The following is a 24539-nucleotide window of genomic DNA, read 5'->3' as shown; positions in this document are numbered from 1 at the left end:
GGCGGGGTATCCGGTCCGGCGGTAGTCGTTCCAGGCTTCCAGGCCGTTTCCGGTCCAGGCGATGTACTTCTGAGTGATGATCTGGGCGATTTTTTCCTCATTGGTACCCGACAGGGTGGCCACGGTTGGGTTGGCAGTCAGATAGGCTTTGATCTGATCGGCGGAGAGTCCGGCCAGGGTCATCGACGCGGTGATGCCTTCGGTGTAGAGGGCCTGTGGATCGCCGGGTGTACCCAGACGCAGGGCGGCTTCGGCCAGAATGAATGCCCGTTGGAAATTCGTTACTAACCGAACAGGACCTTCACCCGAGTTACCCGTTACATACTTATTGTACCGCGACCAGTTTGCTACAGGTGTTGGCAGCGTACCCCGGAATCCGTTGTCGATCGTGACATAGTTGGCACCGGGTTTGGTGAAGAAGATGGGCAAACGCGGATCGTTCAGGCTGGTCAGCAGGTTCAGATACCGCGTACTCAGAATAATGTCGTTCTGGAACGAGCTAATAAACGAGTATGTATACCGAGGGTCCTGGCTACCGACACTGGCTCCAAATGTGAAGTTCATGTCGTTGGCGTTGGCCGTGATGTAATTATTGCCCGTCAGTACTTCGTTGATGACGCTGGTGGCCAGAGCGGGTTCTTTCCGGCTGATGGTCGTAGCGAATTTGAGCAGCAGCGTGTTTCCTGCCTGCTTCCACTTGGTCAGATTACCCCCATAAATGACATCGTCAGTTCCGGGTTTCAGCGCTGATGGCGAGTCCAGATCTTTAATGCCTTCGCGTACCAGATCGAACAGACTCTGAATCCCCTGCGACGAGTTCCCTTTGTAAATATCCTCCTGTTTGTCGAGACGGGGAGTAAGGAATTTTTCACCCAGCAGAGCCTGCGAATATGGAACATCGCCCCAAACGTCGGTTGCAATTGAGAAGGTATAGGCCTTCAGAATTTTAGCAATGCCGCTGTACGCTTTTGAACCGGTCGCATCACCCAGCTCGATTAGTTTCTGATAGTTGACCAGGGCGCCACCGTAGATTTCTCCAGTCCATTGGTTCCCAAAATCGGCTCCGTTGGTTTGGAATACATCGTAGGTAGAGGGGCTGTTTGCGGCACCTGCCAAATGTTGCACCAATACTTCCGCAAAACGGTTCAGTTCGTTGGCGTTAGAAAAGGCAGTCCCCGCCTGAGCACCCGGCAATAATACGGCGGGGGTAACCGATGTTGGGTTGTTGGGCGTGACGTTAACGTCCAGATATTTGCTACAAGCGCCCATACCCAACAAAAAGGGTATTAACAGGTAGCGTTTATAATTGATGAATTTCATGACTTAAAGGAAGAATAAGTTGATTAGAACGTGAGCCGAATGTTTCCGCCGAAGTTGCGGGTATTTGGCGGGCCGTTCAGGTCAAGCCCCTGGATGTTACCAGCACCCTGTGTGTTGATTTCAGGATCAGCCGGGAAGTTGGGTGCGTAGTAGTACAGGTTACGACCACTAACACCCACCGAGATCGAGCCAAATGGGGTTTTGCCAATCCAGTTTTTCGGCAGCGTATAGTTCAGGGCGATTTCGCGCAGACGGTAAACGGTGGCATCGAATACAGCAGCTTCTGAAGCCAGACCACCTACATTTCCCCAATACGTTTGAGCAGGTACCTGGATGTTGTTCTGGCGGAAGGTTCCATCAGCGTTTTGAATAACACCTGGCAAAATTCGAGGTTGATCGCGGTCAAGGCCGGTTACATACAGAGCACCCGTATTCTTATAGTCGACCATTGGGAACGAGTAAATCTGGCCACCCTGGCGTGTATCGATCAGTACCGACAACGAAATGCCTTTGTAGGAGAAGGTGTTGGTCAGACCGGCCGTATAGTTAGGCTGTGGCGTTGAAATAACCGCGTTAGGCACGCCAGGAGCAAAGGCACCTGTTGTTCCATTCACGACATACTGACCAGCAAACTGCCCGCTTGGATCGTAATACTGTCCATTAGGATCGGTGCTTTGTACACGCGCATTGGCGGTACCCACAATAACACCGTAGGGATACCCTTCGTAAATGGAAGGAGCAATACCCGTGAACGAGTTCCCCGTAATGTTGGCCGATTTCACACCGGGAGCAATCGAAACGACTTTGTTCCGAATCAGGGTGTAGTTCAGGGTCAGATCCCATTTGAAACCGCTCACCCGTACAGGCGTTGCATTGACCACCAATTCAACCCCCTTGTTTTGCAATTCCCCAACGTTGGTCGTCCGGGTGCTATAGCCCGTTGAGTTGGAGATCGCTACGTTGAAGATCTGATCCGTACTGCGGGATTCGAAGTACGTAGCATCAATGCTGAGTCGATTCTTGAAGAAGCCCAGGTTGGCACCTACTTCCCACGAGGTCACAAACTCAGGCGTCAGGTTGTTGTTACCGATTCGTGAGCTAACCCCGAAACCAGGAATATTGGCCCCGGCAATCGACAGCGGGAAGGTGATACTGGCTACGTTGTTGCCATACGATTGCGACACATACACCGAGTTGAGCAGGTATGGATCAGCATCACGACCTACACGAGCAAGACTAGCCCGTACTTTCGCATACGACAGAATGTCGGAGTTAAGCTTGAAAGCGTCGGTCGGAACAAAACTTACGGCTGCCGATGGGTAGAAGTAAGTATTGTTTGCCTGGGGCAGCGTCGACGATTGGTCGGCCCGGCCAGACAGTTCGACAAACAGGTAGTTGTTGTAATTTAACGACAACTGACCGTAGTACCCTACCAGTCGACGGAGCGTACTGGTTTCTCCGCTACCTGTAAATACGGTACCATTGCTGACATTGTAGAAGCCTGGAATTGTCAGAGAAGCGGCATCGGTATAAAGCTCCTGCGATTTGCGCTGGTTGATATTGTTGCCCAGCAACAGGTTGGCGTTCAGACCATCAATGAACAGATTGTCTTTACGAGCCGAAATCAGCAGGTCGCCATTAAGCTCGCTACGGAAGAAGTTATCCTGTTGTACTTCACCCAGCGGAGCACGTCCGGCACCGATAGGCAGCGTCAGTTTCCGGCGGTCAGCGTAGGTATCACCCGTAACCCGGTACGCTACGTTCAACCATTTGGTAATGTCATAGCTTACCTGGAAGTTTCCAAAGAAACGATCAACCTGTCCGTCCAGCTTTTCGTTATTTACGCTCCACTGCGGGTTGTTGGTACTTGGCGTAAAGTAAACACTCTTGCCATTGGCATCCTGATACGGCTCATTGGCCAAATCGTAACTGCGTGGGATACGGGTAATCTGCCCGAACGCACTGGCTCCGTTACCACCCGGAATACCTACCGAAACGGTCTGTACGTAGTTACCCTGGGCGCTGATACGGAGGCCATTCTGCAGTCGTGTTTCACCACCCAACTGAACGTTTGTCCGGTTGAACTTCGTGTTTTGTACAATCCCGTTCTGCAGGGTATTGCCAATGGCCAGGATGTAATTCCGGTTTGCATCGCCCGAAGCAATATTGACCGAGTTTTGCAGGATCATCCCCTGACGGTAAAAGTCTTTTACGTTGTTGGGATAGGCCTGATAGGGCACCGTGTTACCTTGCGTATTGGTTACCGACGTTGGACCTCCGGCAAAAGGCGGGCCCCAGGAGTTCGTCGATGTCGAGTTGAACAGGTTGTTCGCTCCCTGACCGTAGTCGTTCTGGAATTTAGGAATTCCGTATACGTTCTGGACGTTGTACGACGAATTTACCGTCACTTCCGTTTTGTTGTTGTTGTTACGGCCCGACTTGGTCGTAATGACAATAGCGCCGGCCGATGCACGCGAACCATACAGTACGGCAGCGGCTGGTCCTTTCAGAATGTTGACCGATTCAATGCTTTCGGGGTTGACATCGGCCAGACGGTTCGAAGGTTGTGATCCAAACAGCGTGTTCTGCGTGTTGTTTACATCGTTGCTGAAGATGATACCATCCACCACGATCAGCGGTTGGTTCGATCCATTGAACGAGGTTATCCCGCGAATGTTGATGTTGGTCGACGCGCCGGGAGCACCACTTTGGGTATTGATCTGGACACCCGATACTTTGCCCTGAAGCGCATTGAGCAGGTTTGGTTCTGAGCGCTGAGCCAGAATGTTTCCACCTACTTCCTGGGTAGCATAGCCCAGCGATCGTTTGTCGCGTTCAATCCCCTGAGCCGTTACGACGATCTCGTCGAGCGACTGAGAGCCAGCCACCAGCGCAACATTGAGGGTTGTTTGATTGCCGACAGCCAGATCCTGGCTGGTATAACCAATGAAGCTGAAAATAAGCCGGGCTGAAGCCGGTACACTGATTTGGTAACGTCCGTTGGCGTCGGTTGTAGTACCTTTAGTTGTTCCTTTTACCTGAACGCTCACGCCGGGTAAGGTGGAACCGTCATCTGATGAAGTGACGCGGCCGCTCACGGTAATGTCCTGCGCCATAAGGGGCAAACAGAACAATAACGAAAGCAACCAGCTTCCCAATAGAATTTTCCGCATTTGTGAGTAGAGATTAATTGATATTAAAATAGTCAAAAATGGGAACAAATATACTGCCTGTTTTTCAAGTAGTAGATAAATGGCTGCCACTTTTTTTTACAGTAATGAGGTCGTAATCGAAGTGTTTTTTTGATTGATTTTACCTAAATCTTTAAAGACATGATTCCGCTGGATACGTTGCACCTGAACTGGGATTTGTACAAAAATTGGCGAAAAAAAATGATGACTACCCGGTCAGCCGTGTGTACGTCTGTTGAATCAAAAATGCCCTGACTTTATTCCGATGGTTTGCTGGGGGAGAGTTCGCCAATAGAGTCGGAAAAAAAAGGCGGCTACCCTAACCAGGATAGCCGCCTATGTGCTTATAGAATAAATACGACTAGTTGTCCGTAGCCAGTTTATTCAGGGCTAATTCAGAAGCCGAAATAGGCCAGATGTAATTAGGTTCAGCAGCCGTTTTGGCTGCAACGGTTCCTTTGGCAGGAATCGTCTGGAGCAACCGCATCAAATCGTTGTTCCGTAAGCCTTCACCCAGGAATTCAATCCGGCGTTCCAATAAGATCCCATTGATCAGATCGGCAGAAGTTGCGAAGTTTGCGGCTGTAAAGGTGGTAGCTGCGTCTGAGCGATTCCGAACGGCATTCAATAGGGCAACTGCTTGGGCGTCGACCGTGTTGGTGCTCCGAACTTTTGCTTCGGCCAGATTCAACAGGACTTCTGCGTAACGTATTACCGGAACATAATCCGTATAAGGGCTTGGCGCTTTGTATTTAACCAACCAGTTTTTGAGGTTAGCGCCCGTACCTGATTGCTTAATGAACGAACGCCGTTTGTCGGTAGCTGTCCAGGTTGGTTCCGCAATAATCCCCTTGGCATTGAGTGAGTATTCACCGTTACCTACACCACCATTTGCCGTGTTTGGCGAGAAGTAGTAGGCCAACTGGTTTTGCGTACCTGGAAAATCGCCCGATGTCGACGTCATTGGCATCGAGAAGATCGATTCGGAGTTCACGTAGGTGCTAAAAAGGGTAGTAACATCAGATACTAGCTGATTCGCTACACCCGTCGGGGCCTTAAACGGGGCCGTTGCGCTTACAATTTTATTCGCTTCCGAAATAACCGACGCGTAGTTTTGCATGCTCAGATATACCCGTGTTTTCAAAGCGATGGCTGTATTTTTGTGCGCGCGGGTAACGTTGTCGGAAGCCGCAGTGTATGTAGAAGGCAGACCGGCTTCAGCCTCGTTCAGGTCTTTCAATACTTGCGCATATACATCCGCAACTGAACTACGGGCCAGATCCGACTGACCGACTCCCTTGATACCATTCAGACGAAGGGGAACACCTGGCTTGCTTCCGTTGCCATCCGCAAACGGCCGGGCATAATATTGAAGCAGGCTGTAATAGCTCAATGCCCGGATCAACTTGGCTTCGGCAATGTACTTAGCTGCAACATCAGCGCCAACTACATTCGACCCACCAGCGGCCATACCATCCAGGAAGATGTTACACTTATTGATGGCCAGATAGGCAAAATACCACAGGTTTACGACGGCCGTAGCACTGTTGGTCGCATTTAAGCCCCAAACATCGGACCCGGTAACGAGGTTAGAGGTTTCGTTGATAAATTCTTCACCCCGGATGTCGCCATAGATGACATAACGACCACCGTAGAAGTTACCATCTTTTAAAGCGCCGTACAGCGACAGAAGCTGAGTTTGTACTCGGGTCGTGGTGCTGAAAGCGGATGCGTCGGATACGGATGTCTGCGGAATTGGGGTAAGCAGATCCCGATTACAGGAACTGGCTCCTACTAGCGTCAGACAAACAACGGCTATATAGTTGAAATAACGTTTCATGTGTTTCTTAAGCTTGAATTAGAATCCGGCTCTGATACCAAAAGTGATCGTGCGAGCATTACCAATTGTATTTCTGTCGACACCCTGGGCACTGTTCCCTGATGTGGAAGCTCCGTTTGACGATACTTCTGGATCGGGGCCCGGGTATTTCGTTAGAACGGCCAGGTTCTGACCGCTCACATACAGGCGCAGGTTGCTCATTTTAACTTTCGACAGCAGGTTGTTGGGTAAGGTATAACCGAACGTAATTGACCGAACTTTCAGGAAGTCGCCTTTGAATACGTTGATGTCCAGCGGGAATGCCGAACCATTGGACGTATTGTCGTTAAAGACAGGCTTTGCGTATTTTTTGCCCGTATCGCCTTCTTTCTGCCAGGCATCGGTCAGTACATCGGTTGCATTGTTCCAGAACCGTTGATCGTGCAGACCCGCGTTGGTACCGTAGTAAACCGAGAAGCCTAACTGATACGTGAGCAGAACGCCCAGGTCGAAGTTTTTGTATTTGAAGTTGTTATCCCAGCCACCATACTGCTTAGGCACTACGTTCGCATACATGACTCCGTCGGTAGCCTGTGTGATGGTGCTTCCGCCCGTTGGGCTTACATATCTGGTTTTGCCATCGGGCGTGGTCGAATAGTTGAATTCACCCGTAGGGGCATAGAACTGATAATACACGTTCTGACCAGCCGAATTGACAAAGATTCGTTTACCCGTAGCCGGATCAACGCCATTGGTTCTTACTACCCATAAGTAACCCAGCGAATACCCTGGCTGCGTTTGGTTTACCGTTTCCAGGCTCGATGTGCCGGTTTGCAGAACGCTCAGACCTGGAGCCAGGGCCGTTACTTCGTTTTTGTTGAAGGTGATATTGAAGTTCGAACTCCACTGGAAGTCTTTGGTATTGATGATACGGGCATTAAGCGAAAGCTCTAACCCTTTGTTGTACATCGTACCTACGTTCTGCGGAGGAAAGGCAACCCCTGACAGCGTACCTGGAATACCCGTAGACGGAGCCTGCGCTACGTTCAGAATCAGGTTGTTAATGTCATTTTTGTAGTAAGCCACTTCGCCCGAAATCCGGTTGTTCAATAAACCAAACGTAATACCTACATCGGTTTTGGTGCTTGTTTCCCATTTCAGGGCTGGGTTACCAACCACGTTGAAGGCCAGTGTAGCCGCACCACCATATAAACCAGATGCATACAGCGAATAAGGCGAGTAGTCGTTAATACCACCGATGTTCCCCACTTTACCATAGCTACCCCGGATTTTGAAGCTGCTGAAAATATTATCCAGCGAAGCCGATTTCCAGAAGTTCTCCTGGGCAATTTCCCAGCCTGCCGAAACGCCGTAGAAAACCCCTTTTTTCTCACCCAGTGCTGAGTACTCGTCCTGACGTACGTTACCACTCAGGAAGTATTTCTCTTTGTAGTTATAGTTCAAACGACCAAAGCCCGATAGCAGGTAGTTTTCGCCGTAGGCCATGCTGGATGGGTTGTTTACGGTATAACCAGCCTGAATTACGGTGTAGTTAGGATCGGACAAGTTCTGACGGTTGATCCCGTAACCCAGGGTTGTGGTCCGTTGTTGTTCCTGGCCTATCAGTAAGTTAAAGTTGTGCGCTCCACCGAACGTTTTCTCAAACTGAGCCGTATTGGTCCATAACCACGTTTTCAGTTTGCGGAAGTTGCTGGTGGCATTACCCGTTGAGCTGTATCCATCACTCGACTGGGGCGACTGGAACAGGTCGTTGTCGACCAGCAGGTAGTCGATACCGTACGTACTCCGCAGGGTAATCCAGTCAAGGGGTTTGAACTGAATATACGCGTTCGATTGAATGTGGTTGTTTTCCGTGTTCGATCGGTTCTGATCCAGCATCGGCAGCGGGTTTGGATACGAAACCGACGTACCCACAATGTTATTGGCAATACCGATAGCCGAACCGTTTAGGTTATACGTTCCATCGTTATTGTAGGGCGACAGGATTGGAGGCAGTACCAGACCTACACGACCTAAACCGGCGGTATTAAAGGCTTCTCCGTTCAACGAACCGGATGTACCAGCCGACAGGTTTTTCTCGTTCGAAACGGCGATTTTGCCACCAATGGTAAACAACTTGCTCAGCTTGCTATCAACATTGAACAGGGCGTTCATACGACCGAAGTCGTTCTTGTTCAGTACGCCTTTCTGATTGGTATACCCTACCGAAAAATAGTAGTTCGTGTTTTCGCTACCACCCGAAACGTTCACACTGTGGCTATGCGATACCCCCTGCCGATAGATGTAATCGTACCAGCGGGTATCGATCGGATTACCATTGGCGTCATTCGTCTGGGTGAATTTTACGGCCGAAGCACTTGGGTTGTTGGCAGCTGCCTGGGTTTTGAACGAAATGTATTGGCTGGCATTCAACATGTCGGGTAGACGATACGTGTTGGAAAAACCTAACCAGCCATCGTAATTGACCCGAACTTTACCCGACTTACCCCGTTTGGTGGTAATAAAGACGACACCATTGGCGGCACGACTACCATAGATGGCGGTAGCGGCTGCATCCTTGGCAACATCCATGCTTTCGATGTCGTTGGGGTTGATACTCGCCAGCGGGTTCGATGGAGCATTGGTACTTCCCTGATCGCCCGTGAACGTAGGAACACCATCTACCACGATCAGCGGATAAGAGCTAAGTGAAATCGAGTTTGTACCCCGAATTCGAAACACGGGTGGGTTGTTCAATACGCCGTTCGGAACCGTAATCTGTACCCCTGCCGACCGACCTGCCAAGCCTGATTCAAAGCTTTGGATAGGCATTTGGGCGATTGTCGACCCTTTTACGGAAGAAATACTTCCGGTAGCATCCTGGCGGCTCTGCGTACCGTATCCAATAACAACCACTTCACTAAGCTGCTGGGTATCGCCCTTTAGCAGAACATTGACCACAGACCGATTGTTGACCGGAACCTCCTGCGCCGTATAGCCAATAAAGCTAAATACTAATGTGCTATTGGCAGAGGCCGTCAGGCGGTAATTGCCCTGAGCGTCGGTGTTTGTACCCCGATTGCTACCTTTTACCTGTACAGTCACTCCTGGCAGAAGCGACCCGTCATCTGATGAAGTGACTTGGCCGCTTACGGTTATATCCTGTGCAAAACCGGGTAGACAGAACAATAACGTAAGCATCCAACTTCCAAATAAAATTTTCCGCATTTGTTAGTAGAGATTAAATAATATTAAACGTCCAATAAATTGGCGAACAAAGTTAATGTGCCGAATACAAATTGCTACTATCCTTCGGTTAAGAAATTTTGTAATATTCTAATAATGGCTCTCTGCTGGAGTTTTGATTGGTATAGATTTTTTAATAATTCTGCTGGATTGTTATGAATTTTAAAAAATGTGTATTGTTCGATTAACATTCTTTTAACTATTCCATGATTTTATACGTATTCGTTAAAATAACTAGCACTGTTTGAGGGAGATACAGATTTGTCACCATGGGTATACATGCATTTCGTCATTTACGTAGCTTGAATCGGTAGAGCCAGGTTTAAAAAGGCAATCAATCGGGTTACAGCTAAGTAAAGCCTATGAAGATCTAAAAAGTAATACTACTTAATGAATAAGTATAAAAATACGCGCTAAGGCGAAGAATAATATTTTGTTTTAAAGGCAATTTTCTTTAAAACGTATTTGTATTCATATGATTTATTGCCATAAAGTATGGCTTAACACGATATTTCTGAAATTAATTGTAATAACATTTATTATTGTACTTTACGTTGAAGTACTTACTAGTAAGTAAAAACGGGATTATCTGATCCGACAGAGGTTGTATCCTTGAAAAGTTATATTTGCTGCTGACGCAGTAAATGGACATTCTGAGGATAGGGAGAAATACTCAGAAATAAACTACGCCAGCTACGGATAGGTTAGTGAAAGAAGAAATAACCCAGGGCAATGCCCGCAATGACACCAACCAAATCGGCAAAAAGGCCATATGGAATGGCATGACGTGAGTTTCGAATGCCTACCGAGCCGAAGTAGAGTGCCACGATGTAAAAGGTAGTGTCGGCCGACCCCTGGAAAATACAGACCAGACGCCCGACAAATGAATCGGGGCCAAATTGCTTCATGGCGTCGATCATCAGTGCACGGGCACCGGCTCCACTAAGTGGCTTCATCAATGCAACCGGCAGCGCATCGGTGAAGTCGGTATTCAGACCCGTAAGTGAGAATAGATACTCTAAGCCGCCTACGAGGTAGTCCATTGCGCCTGCATTCCGGAAAGCCCCAATGGCGACCAGCATGCCCACCAGATAGGGGATAATTTTTACGGTTGTTTCAAATCCGCCTTTGGCGCCTTCTATAAAGGTTTCGAAAATTGGCACTTTTCGCCGGAGGGCACCCAGCAGAAAGGCTACGATTATAGCCAGCAGGACCAGATTGCCAAACACCTTGGATATGGTTTCAATCTCTTCTTTTGGGCGACCAGACAGGGCCCACAGGGCTAATCCGATCAGTGTCGTAATGCCGCCCAGCCAACCCAGAACCGTTGCATTGAGCAAGTTGATACGCTGCTTGATGGCTACGGCCACCAGGGCTACCACTGTGGTCACGTAGGTACCAATTACGCAGGGAATAAAAACATCCGACGGGTCTTTAGCTCCCAGAATAGCCCGTTGCGCCATGATACTCAGCGGAATGATCTGGAGCCCTGATGTATGCAGCACCAGAAACATGATCTGGGCATTGGAAGCTGTGTCTTTGTTGGGGTTCAACTCCTGCAGGCTGGCCATGGCCTTCAGGCCAAAGGGAGTAGCTGCATTATCCAGTCCAATCATGTTGGCCGAGAAATTCATAATCATCTGCCCATTAGCCGGATGGTCTTTCGGAACTTCAGGAAATAGTTTATGAAAAAAAGGGCCAATAATGCGCGCCATAAAGTTGATCGCTCCCGCTTTCTCACCAATATTCAGTAGTCCCAGAAAGAACGTCATGACACCCGCCAGTGGAAGCGCAATATCCATAACCGCCACTTTCGATGAGTCGAACAACCCTTCAACAATAATTTTGAAGATTTCGGTGTCGCCCAGGAAAATGAGCTTGGCTAAAGCCACCAGAAAAGCGATCACGAAAAAAGCAACCCAAATGTAATTAAGAGCCATCCGAAATTAAGAGCGAAAGAGTAAAAGAGCGAATGAGCAAACGTTGGTTATTTCACTCGTTGTACTCGGCGTTTAAATAGAACCCTGTAAGTTTACACGAACATTTGGCTCAAACCAAGTCTGATGTTCGGATAACATGAGGAAAATTGTCTTCTGCATCATCGCTCTTTCACTCGTTCCCGCTTTCGCTCTTTTTCCGGCTCTTGCCCAGCCCTTCGAAGCGGCCATGATCAAACAGGGGTTGGTGGATGTGCAAACCATTGACCCAACGATTCTGGTCGAACTCAAGTATTCAACGACGGATAATTTCGTTGGGAAAGATGTATATGGCGACCTTACGCGGGCGTATATGCAACCCATGGCTGCCCGCAAACTGGCAATGGCTAGTAAATACTTGCAGGCGCATCATCCCAATTTGCGGTTGCTGGTGTATGATGCCGCCCGGCCCCGTTCGGCCCAATGGAATCTTTGGAACGCTCTGCCCGATTTGCCAGAACGTGAACGACGAAAATACGTTGCCGACCCACGTCAGGGGTCTATCCATAACTATGGCTGTGCGGTCGATTTGACGGTGGCTACAGCCGATGGGAAGCCGCTGGATATGGGTACCAAATATGATTTCTTTGGTGAACTAGCCTATCCTTCCCGAGAGGCTAGTCTGTTGAAAAGTGGGAAATTGACCCAAAAACAACTTGATAATCGGCTCATTCTGCGAACGGCCATGCGCCAGGGTGGTTTCACACCTATTGAGTACGAGTGGTGGCATTTTAACGCCCTCTCTCGGGAGAAAGCAAAAATGGTGTTTCGTATTGTAGACTGAAACGTGTAACGCTCGTGATGGCTGTACGTCTATAGGGGCGGTAGTCACATCATACAATTTTCGCTATGCGTTTACTCAGTTCGAAGCTTACCTATTGCTTTCTTAGCCTGTTGCTGGGAGTAAATCGTCCATTGATTGCTCAAGTGGATGTTTCACACATGGTAGTGCCGGCCGACTGGTTGCGGAAGCACGTTTTTATGCTGGCTTCCGACAGTTTACAGGGGCGCGAAACGGGTACTATCGGGCAGCAACAGGCGTCTATTTATTGTGCCCGCTCATTCAGGCAAAGCCATCTGCTAGCCGCTTTTCGAATCGATTCGGTACAGGGTTCCTTCCGGCAGACGTTTGCCTTTACAACGACCGAGGTTACTCTGTATGGAGGTGTACGGATGAATGGGAAACCAACTTATAAACGACATGAGTTAGCCCCTTTGCCTGTCACTGCCAGAGATAGTAGCCATGTATCGCTCAGCCATAACGTAGGGGGGCTGCTTATGGGAACGGACTTAAAACAGGAGGTGGTCGTTCTATCAGCGCATTACGATCATCTGGGGAAAGTTGGAAAGCGTATTTATCACGGTGCCGATGATAATGCATCGGGTACAGCTACCATTTTGAGTGTAGCATCGGTTTTCGATAGTCTGGCCCGTCAGGGAGTGCGGCCCCGACGAAGTATTTTATTCCTGCTTTTTTCGGGCGAAGAAGGGGGCTTGTTAGGGTCGCAATACTTTGTTGCCAATAGTCCTATCCCACTCCACCAGCTCATCTGTGATCTTAATGTAGACATGGTTGGCCGGGCTGACGATTATCACAGTAAGAAGCCCAACTACTGCTATCTGATTACGGGGAGCCAGATGAATGGACTGGCCTCTTTAGCCAGCCGGGCCAACGATCAATCGGTGCATCTGGCTTTAAATGATGGAGGCTATGACACAGACTCAGACCCTAAACAATATTTCTATCGGTCCGATCATTACAACTTCGTTAAGGTGGGTATTCCAGCCCTGTTTTTCTCAGATGGTGAGCATTCCGACTATCACCAGCCTTCCGATACAGCCGATAAAATTGATTACGAATTGCTGCAAAAACGGGCAACGCTGGTGTTTCAGACGGCCTGGCTGGTTGCCAATGAGGAGGCTAAATAAACGCTATTAAAATACCAGATTATCGATCAGGCGAACTTTACCTAGATGAGCCGCCAGACAAATCGCTGTTTGGCCGGGGGCCAGCACATAATCGGTAGGCTGAAGCGTGTTGGCATTCACAATGTCTATATACTCCAGCCGAAACTCGGGCTTTTCATTGAAAAAGTCTGTAACTACTGCTTTGGTCTGGGTAACACTCTGTTCGTCAAGCAGACAATCGTGGGCGAGCGTCAGCGCCTGAAAGAGGGCTGGGGCCTGTTCACGTTCGGCAGCAGTCAGATTACGGTTTCGCGACGACATGGCCAGCCCGTCGGTTTCGCGTATAATAGGGCAGCGGATCAGTTCGACAGGGAAGCTTAAGTCGCGGATGAGTTGCCGGATAACGCCCACTTGCTGGAGGTCTTTCTGGCCAAAATAGGCTCGGTCAGGCTGAACGATGTTGAAGAGTTTGGCCACCACAATACCAACGCCATTGAAATGACCAGGCCGAAAAGCGCCCTCCATAACGGTCTCCAGCGAGCCGAAATTCAGATGCAGGGTAGGGGGAGTTGGATACATTTCGTCGACGGAGGGCGCAAATACGACATCGCAGCCAGCCGCTTCGAGTTTCTGACAATCTTCTTCGAGCGTTCGCGGGTAGCGGGCCAGATCGTCAGGGTTATTGAATTGTACCGGATTGACAAAGATACTGCTCACGACAACGTCATTTTCGCGACGGGCTGTTTCGATCAGGGCCAGATGCCCTTCGTGGAGAGCACCCATGGTTGGAACAAAGCCAATGGTGCTTTCTGTACGGAAGGTATGCAGGTATTGACGAATGGTATCGGCTTTTTCAAAACGTTTCATGAGGCTAATTTTTTGAGCCTGCAATGATACAGGTTTCGTCTCTTTTTTAAGCAAATACGTATCTTTTTTAAGGGAAAATGTATTGAAATACGGGAAAAATTTGTTTAATTTTGCAAGTTTTTTGATTCTCTCAAGACAACACACGCTTCCCGATTATGAGCAAATTACGCATCCTTTATGTCGCTAGTGAAATCAATCCTTTCTTAAAAACTTCTGAGGTTGCCGACTTTGTTCGCAAGCTGCCACAAGCCATGCAGGAGCGGGGAATGGAAATCAGAATTCTGGTGCCCCGGTTTGGATTGATCAATGAGCGGAAAAACAGGTTGCACGAGGTAGTTCGGTTGTCGGGTATTAACATTGCCGTTGGCGACGACGAAAAGCCCCTGATCATCAAGGTGGCATCGATCCCTACGGCTAAGCTTCAGGTTTACTTTATCGATAACGAAGATTACTTCCAGCGAAAGTATGTTTTCCACGATAAAGAAAACCGATTCTATGATGATAACGACGAACGGGCGATTTTCTTCTGCAAAGGGGTTCTGGAAACCGTAAAAAAACTGGGATGGGCGCCTGACATCGTTCATTGCAACGACTGGATGACAGCCCTGATTCCGCTGTATCTGAAAACGACCTATAAAAATGACCCAATGTTTAAAGACACGAAGTCGGTTTTTACGGTCTACAACAATTCGTTTGAGCATCGGTTCGAGGGCGACATTATCGAAAAAGCCCGTATGATGGACATTGATGATGAAATGCTGGCCGAGCTGAAAACTGCCGATTTTCAGGGATTTATTCGGATTGGCTGTGCGTATGCCGATGCAGTAGTTCGGGCCGATGAAGAGTCGAGCGAAAGCCTCAATGCCATTCTGGATGATATGCCAGAGCATAAATTCGACCTGGCTGAAGCCAATGACCTAACCGATCGCTACTACAACCTGTATACCCAACTGGCTGGTTAATAGCCAGGTAAAACGCTTATTTTCTGAACGATTGCGAAATCAATCATGCAAAAAGCCGGAACGTCCGGCTTTTTGCATTTACTTTACTTCCTGAATATAGCGTGTACTGCGGATGTCCGCTACGTAGAGTTTGTGCGTTAGTTAACTAAAACGGCTTCTGAAATTATGTGTGGAATTGTAGCATATGTTGGCCACCGGGAAGCGTGCCCACTGGTCATAAAAGGCCTGAAGCGTCTGGAATATCGAGGTTACGATAGTGCCGGTGTTGCTCTGATGAATGGGCACGGGTTAAAAATTTATAAGAAGAAAGGCAAAGTAATAGCGCTGGAACAGGAGCTGGACGGCAAAGAAACGCATGCCACCATCGGCATGGGGCATACGCGCTGGGCTACCCACGGAGAACCTAACGATGTCAATGCGCACCCACATTACTCCTTTCACCGGAAGCTGGCCATTATTCACAATGGAATTATTGAAAACTACGCGGCTATCAAGCAGGCGTTGCTCAAAAAAGGCCACACCTTTACCAGCGAAACCGATACCGAAGTATTAGGCCAGTTTATCGAGGATATTTGGGAAAACAACGGGGGTAGCCTGGAAGATGCTGTTCGGTTGGCACTACAGGAAGTGGTAGGCGCTTACGCCATTGTGATCATGAGTGAAACGGACCCAACCCAATTGATTGCGGCCCGGAAAGGTTCGCCCCTGGTGATTGGCGTTGGTGAGAATGAGTTCTTTCTGGCGTCGGATGCTACCCCGATTGTGGAGTATACCAAAGACGTTATCTACCTGAACGATTACGAAATCGCAGTCATTAAAAATGGTGAGCTGAAAGTTGTAACGCTCGATAACACGACTACTACGCCCTATGTCCATAAAGTAGAGCTTGAACTCGAAGCTATCGAAAAAGGTGGTTTCGATCATTTCATGCTCAAGGAAATTTTTGAGCAGCCCCGTTCCATTGCCGACTCGATGCGCGGACGCGTACAGGCCGATGCCGGAACCCTGCAACTGGGTGGCTTGCGCGACTACCTGGATAAACTGGCGAAATCGAAACGAATTGTCATTGTCGGTTGCGGTACGTCGTGGCATGCGGGGCTGGTGGCTGAGTACATATTTGAAGAACTGGCCCGAATTCCGGTCGAGGTAGAGTATGCGTCGGAATTTCGGTATCGTAATCCGATCATTAAAGAGGGCGATATTGTCATCGCCATTTCGCAATCGGGCGAAACGGCCGATACGCTGGCGGCCATTGAACTGGCCAAATCGAAAGGGGCTACGATTTTTGGGGTTTGTAATGTAGTGGGTTCGTCGATCGCACGGGCTACGGATGCAGGGGCCTATACCCATGCCGGGCCCGAAATCGGTGTGGCCAGTACCAAAGCGTTTACGGCGCAGGTAACGGTTCTGACCTTGATGGCGCTGGCCGCAGCAAAACGGAAAGGCACAATTTCCGACTCATTGTTCCGGCAATTGCTGGCCGAAATGGAAAGCATTCCGGCTAAGGTAGAAAAAGTGCTACAGGCTGCCGATAAGATTAAAGAGATCGCTTACATCTTTACTTACGCCCGCAACTTTATCTACCTGGGCCGTGGTCTGAACTTCCCCGTTGCACTGGAAGGGGCGCTAAAACTGAAAGAAATCAGCTACATCCATGCCGAAGGGTATCCGGCTGCCGAAATGAAGCACGGCCCCATCGCGCTGATCGATGAAGATATGCCGGTCGTTGTGATTGCGACCAAAGACTCATCGTACGAAAAAGTGGTCTCGAACATTCAGGAAGTCAAAGCGCGGAAAGGGCGGGTTATTGCGATCACGACGGAGGGCGATACGCACCTGCCGGGTATGGTTGATTTTACCATCGAAATCCCGAAAGTCCATGAGGTGCTGATGCCGTTGGTATCGGTCGTACCTCTGCAATTGCTGGCTTACGACATTGCCGTTATGCGGGGGCGCAACGTTGACCAGCCACGTAATCTGGCCAAATCCGTAACGGTGGAGTAATGCTAAACGGACTTCCTATGCGTACACAGATCGCTCTGGCGTTTTACCTGTTGACTGGGGGAACGCTGGCCTATGCACAAACCCCTACTCGTGCCCGTGATCTGGGGATTCCGCTCGATGGAACACCAGGGCGATACAATGCCATAACGGATGTGAAGGGCGTTGAGGTAGGTATGGTGACGCTGATTTCGGGAAATGGCAAGCTGGACGTGGGTAAAGGTCCCGTTCGTACAGGGGTTACGGCTATTCTGCCGCGCGGTAAAACCTGTGACCCTGTATTTGCCAATTGGCACACGCTCAATGGCAATGGCGAAATGACGGGTACCACCTGGATTACTGAGTCTGGTTTTCTGGAAACGCCTATTCTGATTACCAACACGCATAGCGTGGGCGTGGTCCGCGACGCTGCCGTGGCCTGGGAAGCCAAAAACAAATTCTACAAAGATCTGGGCAACGATATCTGGTTTTCATACCCGCTCGTTGCCGAAACATACGATGGGATGCTGAATGACATCAATGGCTTCCACGTGAAGAAAGAACACGTAATGGCTGCCCTCGACGGAGCTAAGAGTGGTCCGGTTTCTGAAGGGGCCGTTGGCGGAGGAACAGGCATGGTTTGTCTGGGATTTAAAGGAGGAACAGGGACCTCGTCGAGGGTGGCCAATGGGTACACAGTCGGAGTATTGGTGCAGGCTAATTTTGGGAGCCGGGCCCAGTTGACCATTGCCGGTGTGCCCGTCGGGAGAGCGTTGCTCGATACATTGGCCTGGCAGCTCAATGGCGAACAAATCTATGGCAAACCGAAAGCGAAGCAATCCGACGAGCGTGGGTCGATCATTGCTATTGTGGCCACGGATGCCCCTTTATTGCCCCATCAGTTAAAACGAATTGCCCAACGGGTCTCACTAGGGATTGGAAAAATGGGGGGTGTAGGCGGCAATAGTTCGGGCGATATATTCCTGGCTTTCTCAACAGCCAACCCTGGTGTATTCGATCGTAAAGCCAAAACAAAGTCCGTCGAGATGCTGACGAACGATCAAATTGACCCTTTATTTACGGCCACCGCTCAGGCTACCGAAGAAGCCATTCTAAATGCGCTGGTAGCGGCCAAAGATATGACTGGTATTAACGATAATTTTATCCCGGCGTTACCGCACGAAACGATCCGCAAGGTCTTGAAACAATATAACCGACTGAATAGTAAGTAGTAATAGGGTGAGCTATTCTGGGTAAAGCGAAACGTGCATAGAACGAATAAGCTGTTAATCAACAAGATTGTGTACTAAAATGACTTACCTCCAACTTTATCAGAAATATCAGAGATTGTCCCCTGTTTATCAGCAGGAAGTAGATGATTTTGTTGAGTTTTTGACTGCACGTAAAAAAGACCAGGAGCAACAGCCTTTGCGTAAAACTCCTGTTTTTGGAAGTGCTAAAGGCCAGTTTCATATGCGTCCAGATTTTGATACTCAACTGGACGAGTTTGCTGATTATCAATAATGAACTTATTAATTGATACGCATGCGCTTATCTGGTTCCTGAACGGGAATGAAACGGAATTATCTCTAAAAGCGAGACAACTTATCGCAAATCCGACTACGGTTTCCTTTGTTAGCATTGCTTCCCTTTGGGAAATGGCAATCAAGATTCGCTTAGGAAGCCTTTCATTTGAGCCAGGCTATGACAATTTACTCAATCTACTTGCCCAAAATGGCTTTGAAATACTGCCAATTACGTTTCAACATACGCGTCAATTGCTTACACTACCTATGCATCATCTGCATCATCGTGACCCGTTTGATCGAGTACTAATTGCGCAAAGTGTGGTGGAAAATCTTTTATTGGTCACAGCAGATAGTAACATTTACCAATATGAAGTAGATTGGATATGGTAGTAAACGAGTGCTACTACTTTGTGACCCGTTTATATTTTTCGATGATGATGTGGTCGATACCGAGCTTTTCAATTTTTTCAACTCCCTTCTGAATCAGCGTATCATTTGAAATTTTGACGACAAACTCGAATTTGTGGTTTTCCCAGGCCTTGTCGCTAAAGTATTCCAGATTTTCGGTGTACACACTATCTTTCAGCGTATAGCTTCCACCGCCTGCCGAAAACTGATTGGCTGAGTCTTTCGGTGGATTCATAGCGTGATTGAGAAACGCAAAATGGGTCGGATTTATAATCTTGATCATTTTGTGAGTCGGATCGAAGGTAGAAAAGCTGGAGTCCTTTTCAACTGTTGTGGCCGAAACCAACTCCCAGGTGCCGACAAGCGGTGTGTCTGATTGTTTGGTAGAGCAGGCTGATACTAGAATGGTTGCGAGTAGGAAACAGGTAGTTGTTAATCTCATGAGTATGTGAGCAATACATGGTTTTACCTAAAAGCAATCGATACACAGTTTTACCTAAAATAGACCACGGATTTTTATGATGATTATGATTTACACAGAGAGGCTGTTTAAACTTTTCCTAATCGAGTCGTAATGCGTGCTTTTTGTCATCCCGACGCAGGAGGGATCTTCGGCATGAGCAGGGAAATTGGCTATTTACCGAAGATCCCTCCTGCGTCGGGATGACAAAAGCAATTGAAACAAAAGTTTAAACAGGTTCAGATTATACTAAATCATAATCATCATAAAAATCCGTTGGGGCCGCCCATGCGATTCTGTCATTCAGCAGGAGCAAAGGTGCATAACGAGGCTACATGGTCCTTGCTGCCGTCGGTTACCCAGGAGTCTAGCTGAGCCGGGTCTTTCATCTGCTGACCCCGGTACCTCGGCACGTCAATATACCCGCATTTCACATCAGGTAAGGCCGACATATCGCTCCAGAGCTTTTCGATTTGAGCTACCGGATAGATGTCTTCCTGTCCGTGTCCCCAGCGGTATTTTACATCTTTGATGGTCACGTAGGTCGGCATCCGGTGGGCTACGCTCCGTACCGCCTTGGCTAGCTGAGCCTCATCGCTGGTTTGCAGATCGGCGCGGGTAAGGCCAAAGAGCTGCAGCAACGGATCGACCTGAATCCAGGTGGTGTTGGTGTTGTAATAGCTCAGGTTCAACTCGTCTTCTTCGCGCGGTTGAGCCAGTCCTTCCAACAGCCGTAGCTGCCCATTTACCCGAGCCAGACCACCCCCTCGGTCTTCGATACGGCGGGGAACCACTTCAAAGGTGAGCGCATTGCCCGATTCGAGGTGATAACCCAACGCAGCCGGATTAACGTCGGCACCGAGGGTGTCGATATTATGCAGCATGATCGTTTCAACCTGCGGATGTTCGGCCAGAAGCTTTGCCAGCACACCATTACGCAACAGGTTCGAGACTTCGTACCAGTGACCCAGGGGTGAAAACCGTTGCGCGGCAATATTATCGACATAATCGCTGCCTTCTCCTTTCGATTTGGCCCAGGCAATCATCGACTGGCGCACCGCATCCCGAACTTTCTGTTTGTTCTCGTCCAGGGTTTCCTGGGGCATATCTTCCCACAAAAACCGCAAATCCCGCTCCATCGGCACAAAACGTTGCCCGATCGATCGGCCCGGCGAAAGGAAAGTTGGCCCCTGATAACCGAAATTACCCGTTTGCGCCAGCTTTTTTCGGATGGGTTCATGGGTCAGGTAACTCGTGGCTACGATGTATGGAATAGGGGCCCTATATCGTTCGGCTACTTTACGGGTTTTGGCCAGGTGTATCTCCAGAAAGCTCCGATGCACACCCTCAATTTCGACAAACGGATTGATGGCCTTAATGACCCCAGCTCCTTTGGTCCATCGACTGCCAACCCCGGCGGCTAGTCCCATAATCGCTACTTTACCCGCTCGTATGGCCGCTTCGCCCGTCTGGATGGTCGATGTTAGGGATTCGAGCGAAACAAGATCGTTCGGCAGCACATCGTCAATGGTCGTTTCGGCCGACAATCGGTTTCGCGATAAGCCAATACGCCCTTTTTGCAGTTCTTCCCGGATTTCGTTGTGCTGGATGTAGTCGAACCCGTTCTCTTTCTTGATCTGGTCCGCTTTCTCGTTTTCGACGCTTCGGTTGCCCTGCGACGTCGGGTCCGATACCTTAAATAAATTACTGACAATGGTCCGTAGCAGCGGATAGGCCAGGTTATTCTGATCGCAATAGGTGGTAAAGTAGTCAATTTCTGCCCGGCGAACGTAGGGGATCGACTTCGGATCTTTGCGGACCAACTCGGACACCTGAATACCGTAGTATTGCTCGGGCATCATAGCCTGATTTCCTTCCAGCAGGTTGGCCCAGGTGCCTTTGTTATTGATACTCCAGTTGTATACGACCGGCTCCATGGCGAAGGGCAGCGAGTCGGAAAGCTCGTTTTTGGTTTTCCGAAGCATCTCCAGCACCTGCATTTTGTAATCTTCGTAATGGGCTGGATTAACAAACATCCCCATACCGCCCCCCGACATACCGCCCAGCATCAGGAACCCATAATAATCGTCGCCGATCTGTTTCTTCGCTTTGGCAATGATCTGTTCCGTGAAATACGTAGACGCCCAGGGAATGATGGTCTTGATTGGATACGCCCAGTTGCGGGCGGTATTCTGGCCCAGTTTTTTGATGTCTCCTTCTTTAATGGCACTCAGGATGTTATCAAAAATCTGGTTCGTTTGCTGGCGGGCATTCCATTCATTATCACCCCGGAGCAGGTACTTTTCGGTAACCATCTCCAGAATAGGCCCAACGTTGGAGGCCATACCGCCGTGCATCAGCACCAGCGAGTGCATAATTTTCTCCTGAATATCGGGATGGATGTCGTCGCCCTGCAACACCCGGTGGCGGGGTAGTAAGGTGCCCCGGCTGATACTAAACTCGGGATCGCCTTCCTGCGAGAATGTACCCTGAATCGCCTTGATACCCGGCCATACACCACCGGAATCCTGCCAGCCCCCGCCCGAGCCACCAATCCATTCGCCCAGAATGGCTCGGGAAGCGACCAGCCGCCGTTCGCTTTCCTGCAAGCCACCTTCCAGGCTTTGCGTTTGGCAGGTAGCCCGCATCAGCAGACTGATAATGCACCCCAGGAGGTTGGTCGATACGGCAAAACGGGAGCCTTTCGGAATGTCGTTCACCTTCGTGACCAGTTCGATCCCCATACCCGGTGCCACAATCCGGGCCAGAATATCGGCCAGAGATTGATTCGTTCCTTCGAACGAAGGCGGAATCAGCCCCGAGGCAATAACCCCCGCTTTGACCAGGCTCAGGTAATCGTTCCCGAAATTGAACAGATCATCGAGATCATGAACATCTTTGGTCGTGTTCAAATCGACGCTGGTCAGGCGTAGAACAGGCTCGGAAATGACCCGCACATAGCCATTCAGTGGCGGACGAATGTCTTTATCCCGCCCGAACACCCCCAGATCGATGGAAATATTGATGACGCGGGCTCCTTCCGGATAATCCATCCCCAGAAAGAAAATGTCCGACCAGCCGCTGTGGGTCAAGTCCATCCGCACGGAGGTTTGTTCGTGCAGAATAGGGTAGAAGAGGGAGTTGTCGGGGCGTTGCAGCAAACGGGGGTGAATACGGATCGGGTGCTCAGCCTGATGCCCTACCCGAAACATCCACTGATTGCCTTTGCTGGAACGAACGCTTTTCCGAACCTGATCGGCCAGCGTCTGAAACGACAGTTGATGATAGCTATCGGCCAATGCACTGAGTAAAGTTGCATTCGGCCCTTGTTTATCCAATTCCTGCCAAAACGTGGCAATAGCCTGTTCAAACCGACGCGACAGTAAGTCGTCGAAACCAGCATAGGGAATTTTGCCAATCGCCGGAATTTCGTTGGTCTCCATCAGGAAGAAACGGAAACCGGCGTATAGGAAAAGAATGGCTCTGACTTTATCGTACAGGTTCGATGTCGACTTGCGGAATGCGTCCAGTTCTCGCAGGGCCTTCAGTAAGGTATTGGCAGATAAATTTCGGCTTAGGTCAAAAAAAGATCGATTACGAATAGCAGGATCTGTAGACGTAATGGTTTCTATAAATATATTCATGTTGATATCGGCTAAACAGAATAGCGCTTCTTTGGATCAGTGAATTCGGCTATCGGCTCGTTAGCGAATAAGTTGTGCCTTTCGCGAATTAGCCTCGGCCAATAGCTCGACCATCGACGTCAGCGTTTCGTCGTGGGCCACCCCTGCCAGACCGAGGGCCATCTGTGCCCGTAAAAGTCCCTGCCGACCACTCAGATCATAACGATTGCCTTTCACCTCCAGAGCCAGGTATTTTTCGATATGGGCCAGTTCCTGCAAGGCTGGTGTCAGCGGAGTATTGGAGCTACCCTGCGCGAGCTGTTTTTCCAGCAGGCTGAACACCGTAGGGGTAAATACATGCATACCGAAGAAGCAGAGGTAATACCCCACACGCAGACCAGGTGTTTGAAGTTCAAGCTCGGCCACACTCAATGAGGGCTTTTCGATAAGTCGCTCAATCTGGTACACCCCATTCATACCAGGAACATGCTTGCCGGTGAGGGTGCCATACCGCCCGATCTGGTGCTCGATGGTCGGATTAACAGCCGATACAGAGCAATTTTCCTGCATGGCAAGTTCAATGAGCTGCGTAGCGCATCGTTTGCTGGTCAGGTTGGAGATGTACAGGTAGTCGCCGAGAAGGAGGAGAAACGGTTCATCGGCTACAAAATCTTTGGCGCAATAAACTGCGTGCCCATAACCCAGTGGTTCGGCCTGTTCGGCAAAGCGAATCCGACTGATGAGGGTATCGATTTTGTCGGCTTCTTCCTGAGCCCAGTCAACGTTTTTGTAGGATTTGATCAGGTTATCGCGCAGGGAAGTAAACGCATTGATGTAGCGATCACCGTCGCCGGGCGCACATACAACGCAGATTTCTTCAATACCGCTCAGAAAAGCCTCTTCAGCAATAGCCTGAATAACGGGTTTGTGCAGCCCATCGGTATCGATGATGGGCAGCATCGCTTTCTGTATCGTATCGGCAACGGGGTATAAACGTTCTCCGCGTGCGGCTGCGGTAATGACGGCTTTTCTGATTTTCATGTAATAGATGTATTTCCAACGAAGATAGAGGAACAGGAATCACTTAACCAAGATGCATACCTATAGATTTATTATGCGCCATGATATTACTGGATTGGTTCGGAAAAATGCGGTGGTCTGGTAGGTCTGAAAAACCTTTAATAAGATTCCCTTTTTGAAAATACGTTGCCATTGAGCGTAAACCCGGAAGGCCACGAGCTATGCCGCCT

16 protein-coding genes are annotated in these 24539 nt (G+C 49.3%); 7 read left to right on the top strand and 9 right to left on the bottom strand.

Annotated elements, in window-relative coordinates:
- The 5 genes from B153_RS0116600 to B153_RS0116580 all read right to left on the bottom strand — a co-directional run.
- A partial coding sequence (locus tag B153_RS0116600; RefSeq protein ID WP_020597860.1) for a SusD/RagB family nutrient-binding outer membrane lipoprotein occupies positions 1-1320 on the bottom strand: 1320 nt, incomplete at its 3' end.
- 23 nt (positions 1321-1343) lie between these two features.
- Positions 1344-4493, bottom strand: coding sequence for a SusC/RagA family TonB-linked outer membrane protein (locus B153_RS0116595; protein ID WP_020597859.1), 3150 nt, complete (start codon positions 4491-4493; stop codon positions 1344-1346).
- Positions 4494-4872: 379 nt separating this feature from the next.
- Positions 4873-6351, bottom strand: a complete 1479-nt coding sequence (locus tag B153_RS0116590) for a RagB/SusD family nutrient uptake outer membrane protein (protein WP_020597858.1) — start codon at positions 6349-6351, stop codon at positions 4873-4875.
- An 18-nt stretch (positions 6352-6369) separates the two neighbouring features.
- Positions 6370-9558 (bottom strand): SusC/RagA family TonB-linked outer membrane protein, encoded by a 3189-nt coding sequence (locus B153_RS0116585; protein ID WP_020597857.1) that lies wholly within the window; start codon positions 9556-9558, stop codon positions 6370-6372.
- Positions 9559-10280: 722 nt separating this feature from the next.
- Positions 10281-11516, bottom strand: coding sequence for a nucleoside recognition domain-containing protein (locus B153_RS0116580; RefSeq protein ID WP_020597856.1), 1236 nt, complete (start codon positions 11514-11516; stop codon positions 10281-10283).
- 136 nt (positions 11517-11652) lie between these two features.
- Here B153_RS0116580 and B153_RS0116575 point away from each other — a divergent pair, with 136 nt between their 5' ends.
- Both B153_RS0116575 and B153_RS35330 read left to right on the top strand, forming a co-directional pair.
- Complete coding sequence (locus B153_RS0116575; RefSeq protein ID WP_020597855.1) at positions 11653-12336, top strand: M15 family metallopeptidase; 684 nt, start codon at positions 11653-11655, stop codon at positions 12334-12336.
- A gap of 65 nt (positions 12337-12401) precedes the next feature.
- Positions 12402-13481: a M28 family peptidase gene (locus tag B153_RS35330; protein ID WP_051097298.1), complete on the top strand. Its 1080-nt coding sequence runs from the start codon at positions 12402-12404 to the stop codon at positions 13479-13481.
- 6 nt (positions 13482-13487) lie between these two features.
- Here B153_RS35330 and panC read toward each other — a convergent pair whose 3' ends face one another.
- Entirely contained in the window at positions 13488-14327 is an 840-nt protein-coding gene (panC, locus tag B153_RS0116565; protein WP_026262220.1) for a pantoate--beta-alanine ligase, read from the bottom strand.
- Between the two features lie 155 nt (positions 14328-14482).
- Between panC and B153_RS0116560 the strand changes: the two genes are divergently transcribed.
- The 5 genes from B153_RS0116560 (at position 14483) to B153_RS0116540 (ending at position 19188) form a co-directional block, all read left to right on the top strand.
- Complete coding sequence (locus B153_RS0116560; RefSeq protein WP_020597852.1) at positions 14483-15289, top strand: glycogen/starch synthase; 807 nt, start codon at positions 14483-14485, stop codon at positions 15287-15289.
- A 165-nt stretch (positions 15290-15454) separates the two neighbouring features.
- Positions 15455-17293 carry a glutamine--fructose-6-phosphate transaminase (isomerizing) gene (gene glmS / locus B153_RS0116555; protein ID WP_020597851.1) on the top strand — a complete coding sequence of 613 codons (1839 nt, stop codon included), beginning with the start codon at positions 15455-15457 and terminating at the stop codon, positions 17291-17293.
- 17 nt (positions 17294-17310) lie between these two features.
- Positions 17311-18501, top strand: coding sequence for a DmpA family aminopeptidase (locus B153_RS0116550; RefSeq protein ID WP_020597850.1), 1191 nt, complete (start codon positions 17311-17313; stop codon positions 18499-18501).
- A gap of 79 nt (positions 18502-18580) precedes the next feature.
- Positions 18581-18793: a type II toxin-antitoxin system VapB family antitoxin gene (vapB, locus tag B153_RS0116545; RefSeq protein WP_020597849.1), complete on the top strand. Its 213-nt coding sequence runs from the start codon at positions 18581-18583 to the stop codon at positions 18791-18793.
- Positions 18793-19188 carry a type II toxin-antitoxin system VapC family toxin gene (locus B153_RS0116540; protein ID WP_020597848.1) on the top strand — a complete coding sequence of 132 codons (396 nt, stop codon included), beginning with the start codon at positions 18793-18795 and terminating at the stop codon, positions 19186-19188. Before vapB ends, B153_RS0116540 begins: the two co-directional genes overlap by 1 nt.
- Before the next feature lie 13 nt (positions 19189-19201).
- On the opposite strand, the gene B153_RS0116535 is transcribed toward B153_RS0116540, so the two are convergent.
- The 3 genes from B153_RS0116535 to B153_RS0116525 all read right to left on the bottom strand — a co-directional run bounded on the left by B153_RS0116535 (position 19202) and on the right by B153_RS0116525 (position 24330).
- Positions 19202-19648, bottom strand: coding sequence for a hypothetical protein (locus B153_RS0116535; RefSeq protein ID WP_026262219.1), 447 nt, complete (start codon positions 19646-19648; stop codon positions 19202-19204).
- A 317-nt stretch (positions 19649-19965) separates the two neighbouring features.
- Positions 19966-23310 (bottom strand): UTP--glucose-1-phosphate uridylyltransferase, encoded by a 3345-nt coding sequence (locus tag B153_RS0116530; protein WP_020597846.1) that lies wholly within the window; start codon positions 23308-23310, stop codon positions 19966-19968.
- Between the two features lie 60 nt (positions 23311-23370).
- On the bottom strand, positions 23371-24330 hold the full coding sequence (locus B153_RS0116525; protein WP_020597845.1) for a UTP--glucose-1-phosphate uridylyltransferase: 960 nt from the start codon (positions 24328-24330) through the stop codon (positions 23371-23373).
- Between the last annotated feature and the right edge of the window lie 209 nt (positions 24331-24539).

The sequence above is a fragment of the Spirosoma panaciterrae DSM 21099 genome (assembly GCF_000374025.1).
Taxonomy (GTDB): domain Bacteria; phylum Bacteroidota; class Bacteroidia; order Cytophagales; family Spirosomataceae; genus Spirosoma; species Spirosoma panaciterrae.
This window is presented reverse-complemented; position numbering and strand designations above follow the sequence as displayed.

What these genes read in the sequence shown, in the direction of transcription:
- B153_RS0116535 (WP_026262219.1), bottom strand. Translation starts at nt 19,648, where the DNA reads ATGAGATTAACAACTACCTGTTTCCTACTCGCAACCATTCTAGTATCA.
- B153_RS0116580 (WP_020597856.1), bottom strand. Translation starts at nt 11,516, where the DNA reads ATGGCTCTTAATTACATTTGGGTTGCTTTTTTCGTGATCGCTTTTCTG.
- B153_RS0116550 (WP_020597850.1), top strand. Translation starts at nt 17,311, where the DNA reads ATGCGTACACAGATCGCTCTGGCGTTTTACCTGTTGACTGGGGGAACG.
- glmS (WP_020597851.1), top strand. Translation starts at nt 15,455, where the DNA reads ATGTGTGGAATTGTAGCATATGTTGGCCACCGGGAAGCGTGCCCACTG.
- B153_RS0116595 (WP_020597859.1), bottom strand. Translation starts at nt 4,493, where the DNA reads ATGCGGAAAATTCTATTGGGAAGCTGGTTGCTTTCGTTATTGTTCTGT.
- B153_RS0116540 (WP_020597848.1), top strand. Translation starts at nt 18,793, where the DNA reads ATGAACTTATTAATTGATACGCATGCGCTTATCTGGTTCCTGAACGGG.
- B153_RS35330 (WP_051097298.1), top strand. Translation starts at nt 12,402, where the DNA reads ATGCGTTTACTCAGTTCGAAGCTTACCTATTGCTTTCTTAGCCTGTTG.
- B153_RS0116530 (WP_020597846.1), bottom strand. Translation starts at nt 23,310, where the DNA reads ATGAATATATTTATAGAAACCATTACGTCTACAGATCCTGCTATTCGT.
- B153_RS0116525 (WP_020597845.1), bottom strand. Translation starts at nt 24,330, where the DNA reads ATGAAAATCAGAAAAGCCGTCATTACCGCAGCCGCACGCGGAGAACGT.
- B153_RS0116590 (WP_020597858.1), bottom strand. Translation starts at nt 6,351, where the DNA reads ATGAAACGTTATTTCAACTATATAGCCGTTGTTTGTCTGACGCTAGTA.
- B153_RS0116560 (WP_020597852.1), top strand. Translation starts at nt 14,483, where the DNA reads ATGAGCAAATTACGCATCCTTTATGTCGCTAGTGAAATCAATCCTTTC.
- B153_RS0116585 (WP_020597857.1), bottom strand. Translation starts at nt 9,558, where the DNA reads ATGCGGAAAATTTTATTTGGAAGTTGGATGCTTACGTTATTGTTCTGT.
- vapB (WP_020597849.1), top strand. Translation starts at nt 18,581, where the DNA reads ATGACTTACCTCCAACTTTATCAGAAATATCAGAGATTGTCCCCTGTT.
- B153_RS0116575 (WP_020597855.1), top strand. Translation starts at nt 11,653, where the DNA reads ATGAGGAAAATTGTCTTCTGCATCATCGCTCTTTCACTCGTTCCCGCT.
- panC (WP_026262220.1), bottom strand. Translation starts at nt 14,327, where the DNA reads ATGAAACGTTTTGAAAAAGCCGATACCATTCGTCAATACCTGCATACC.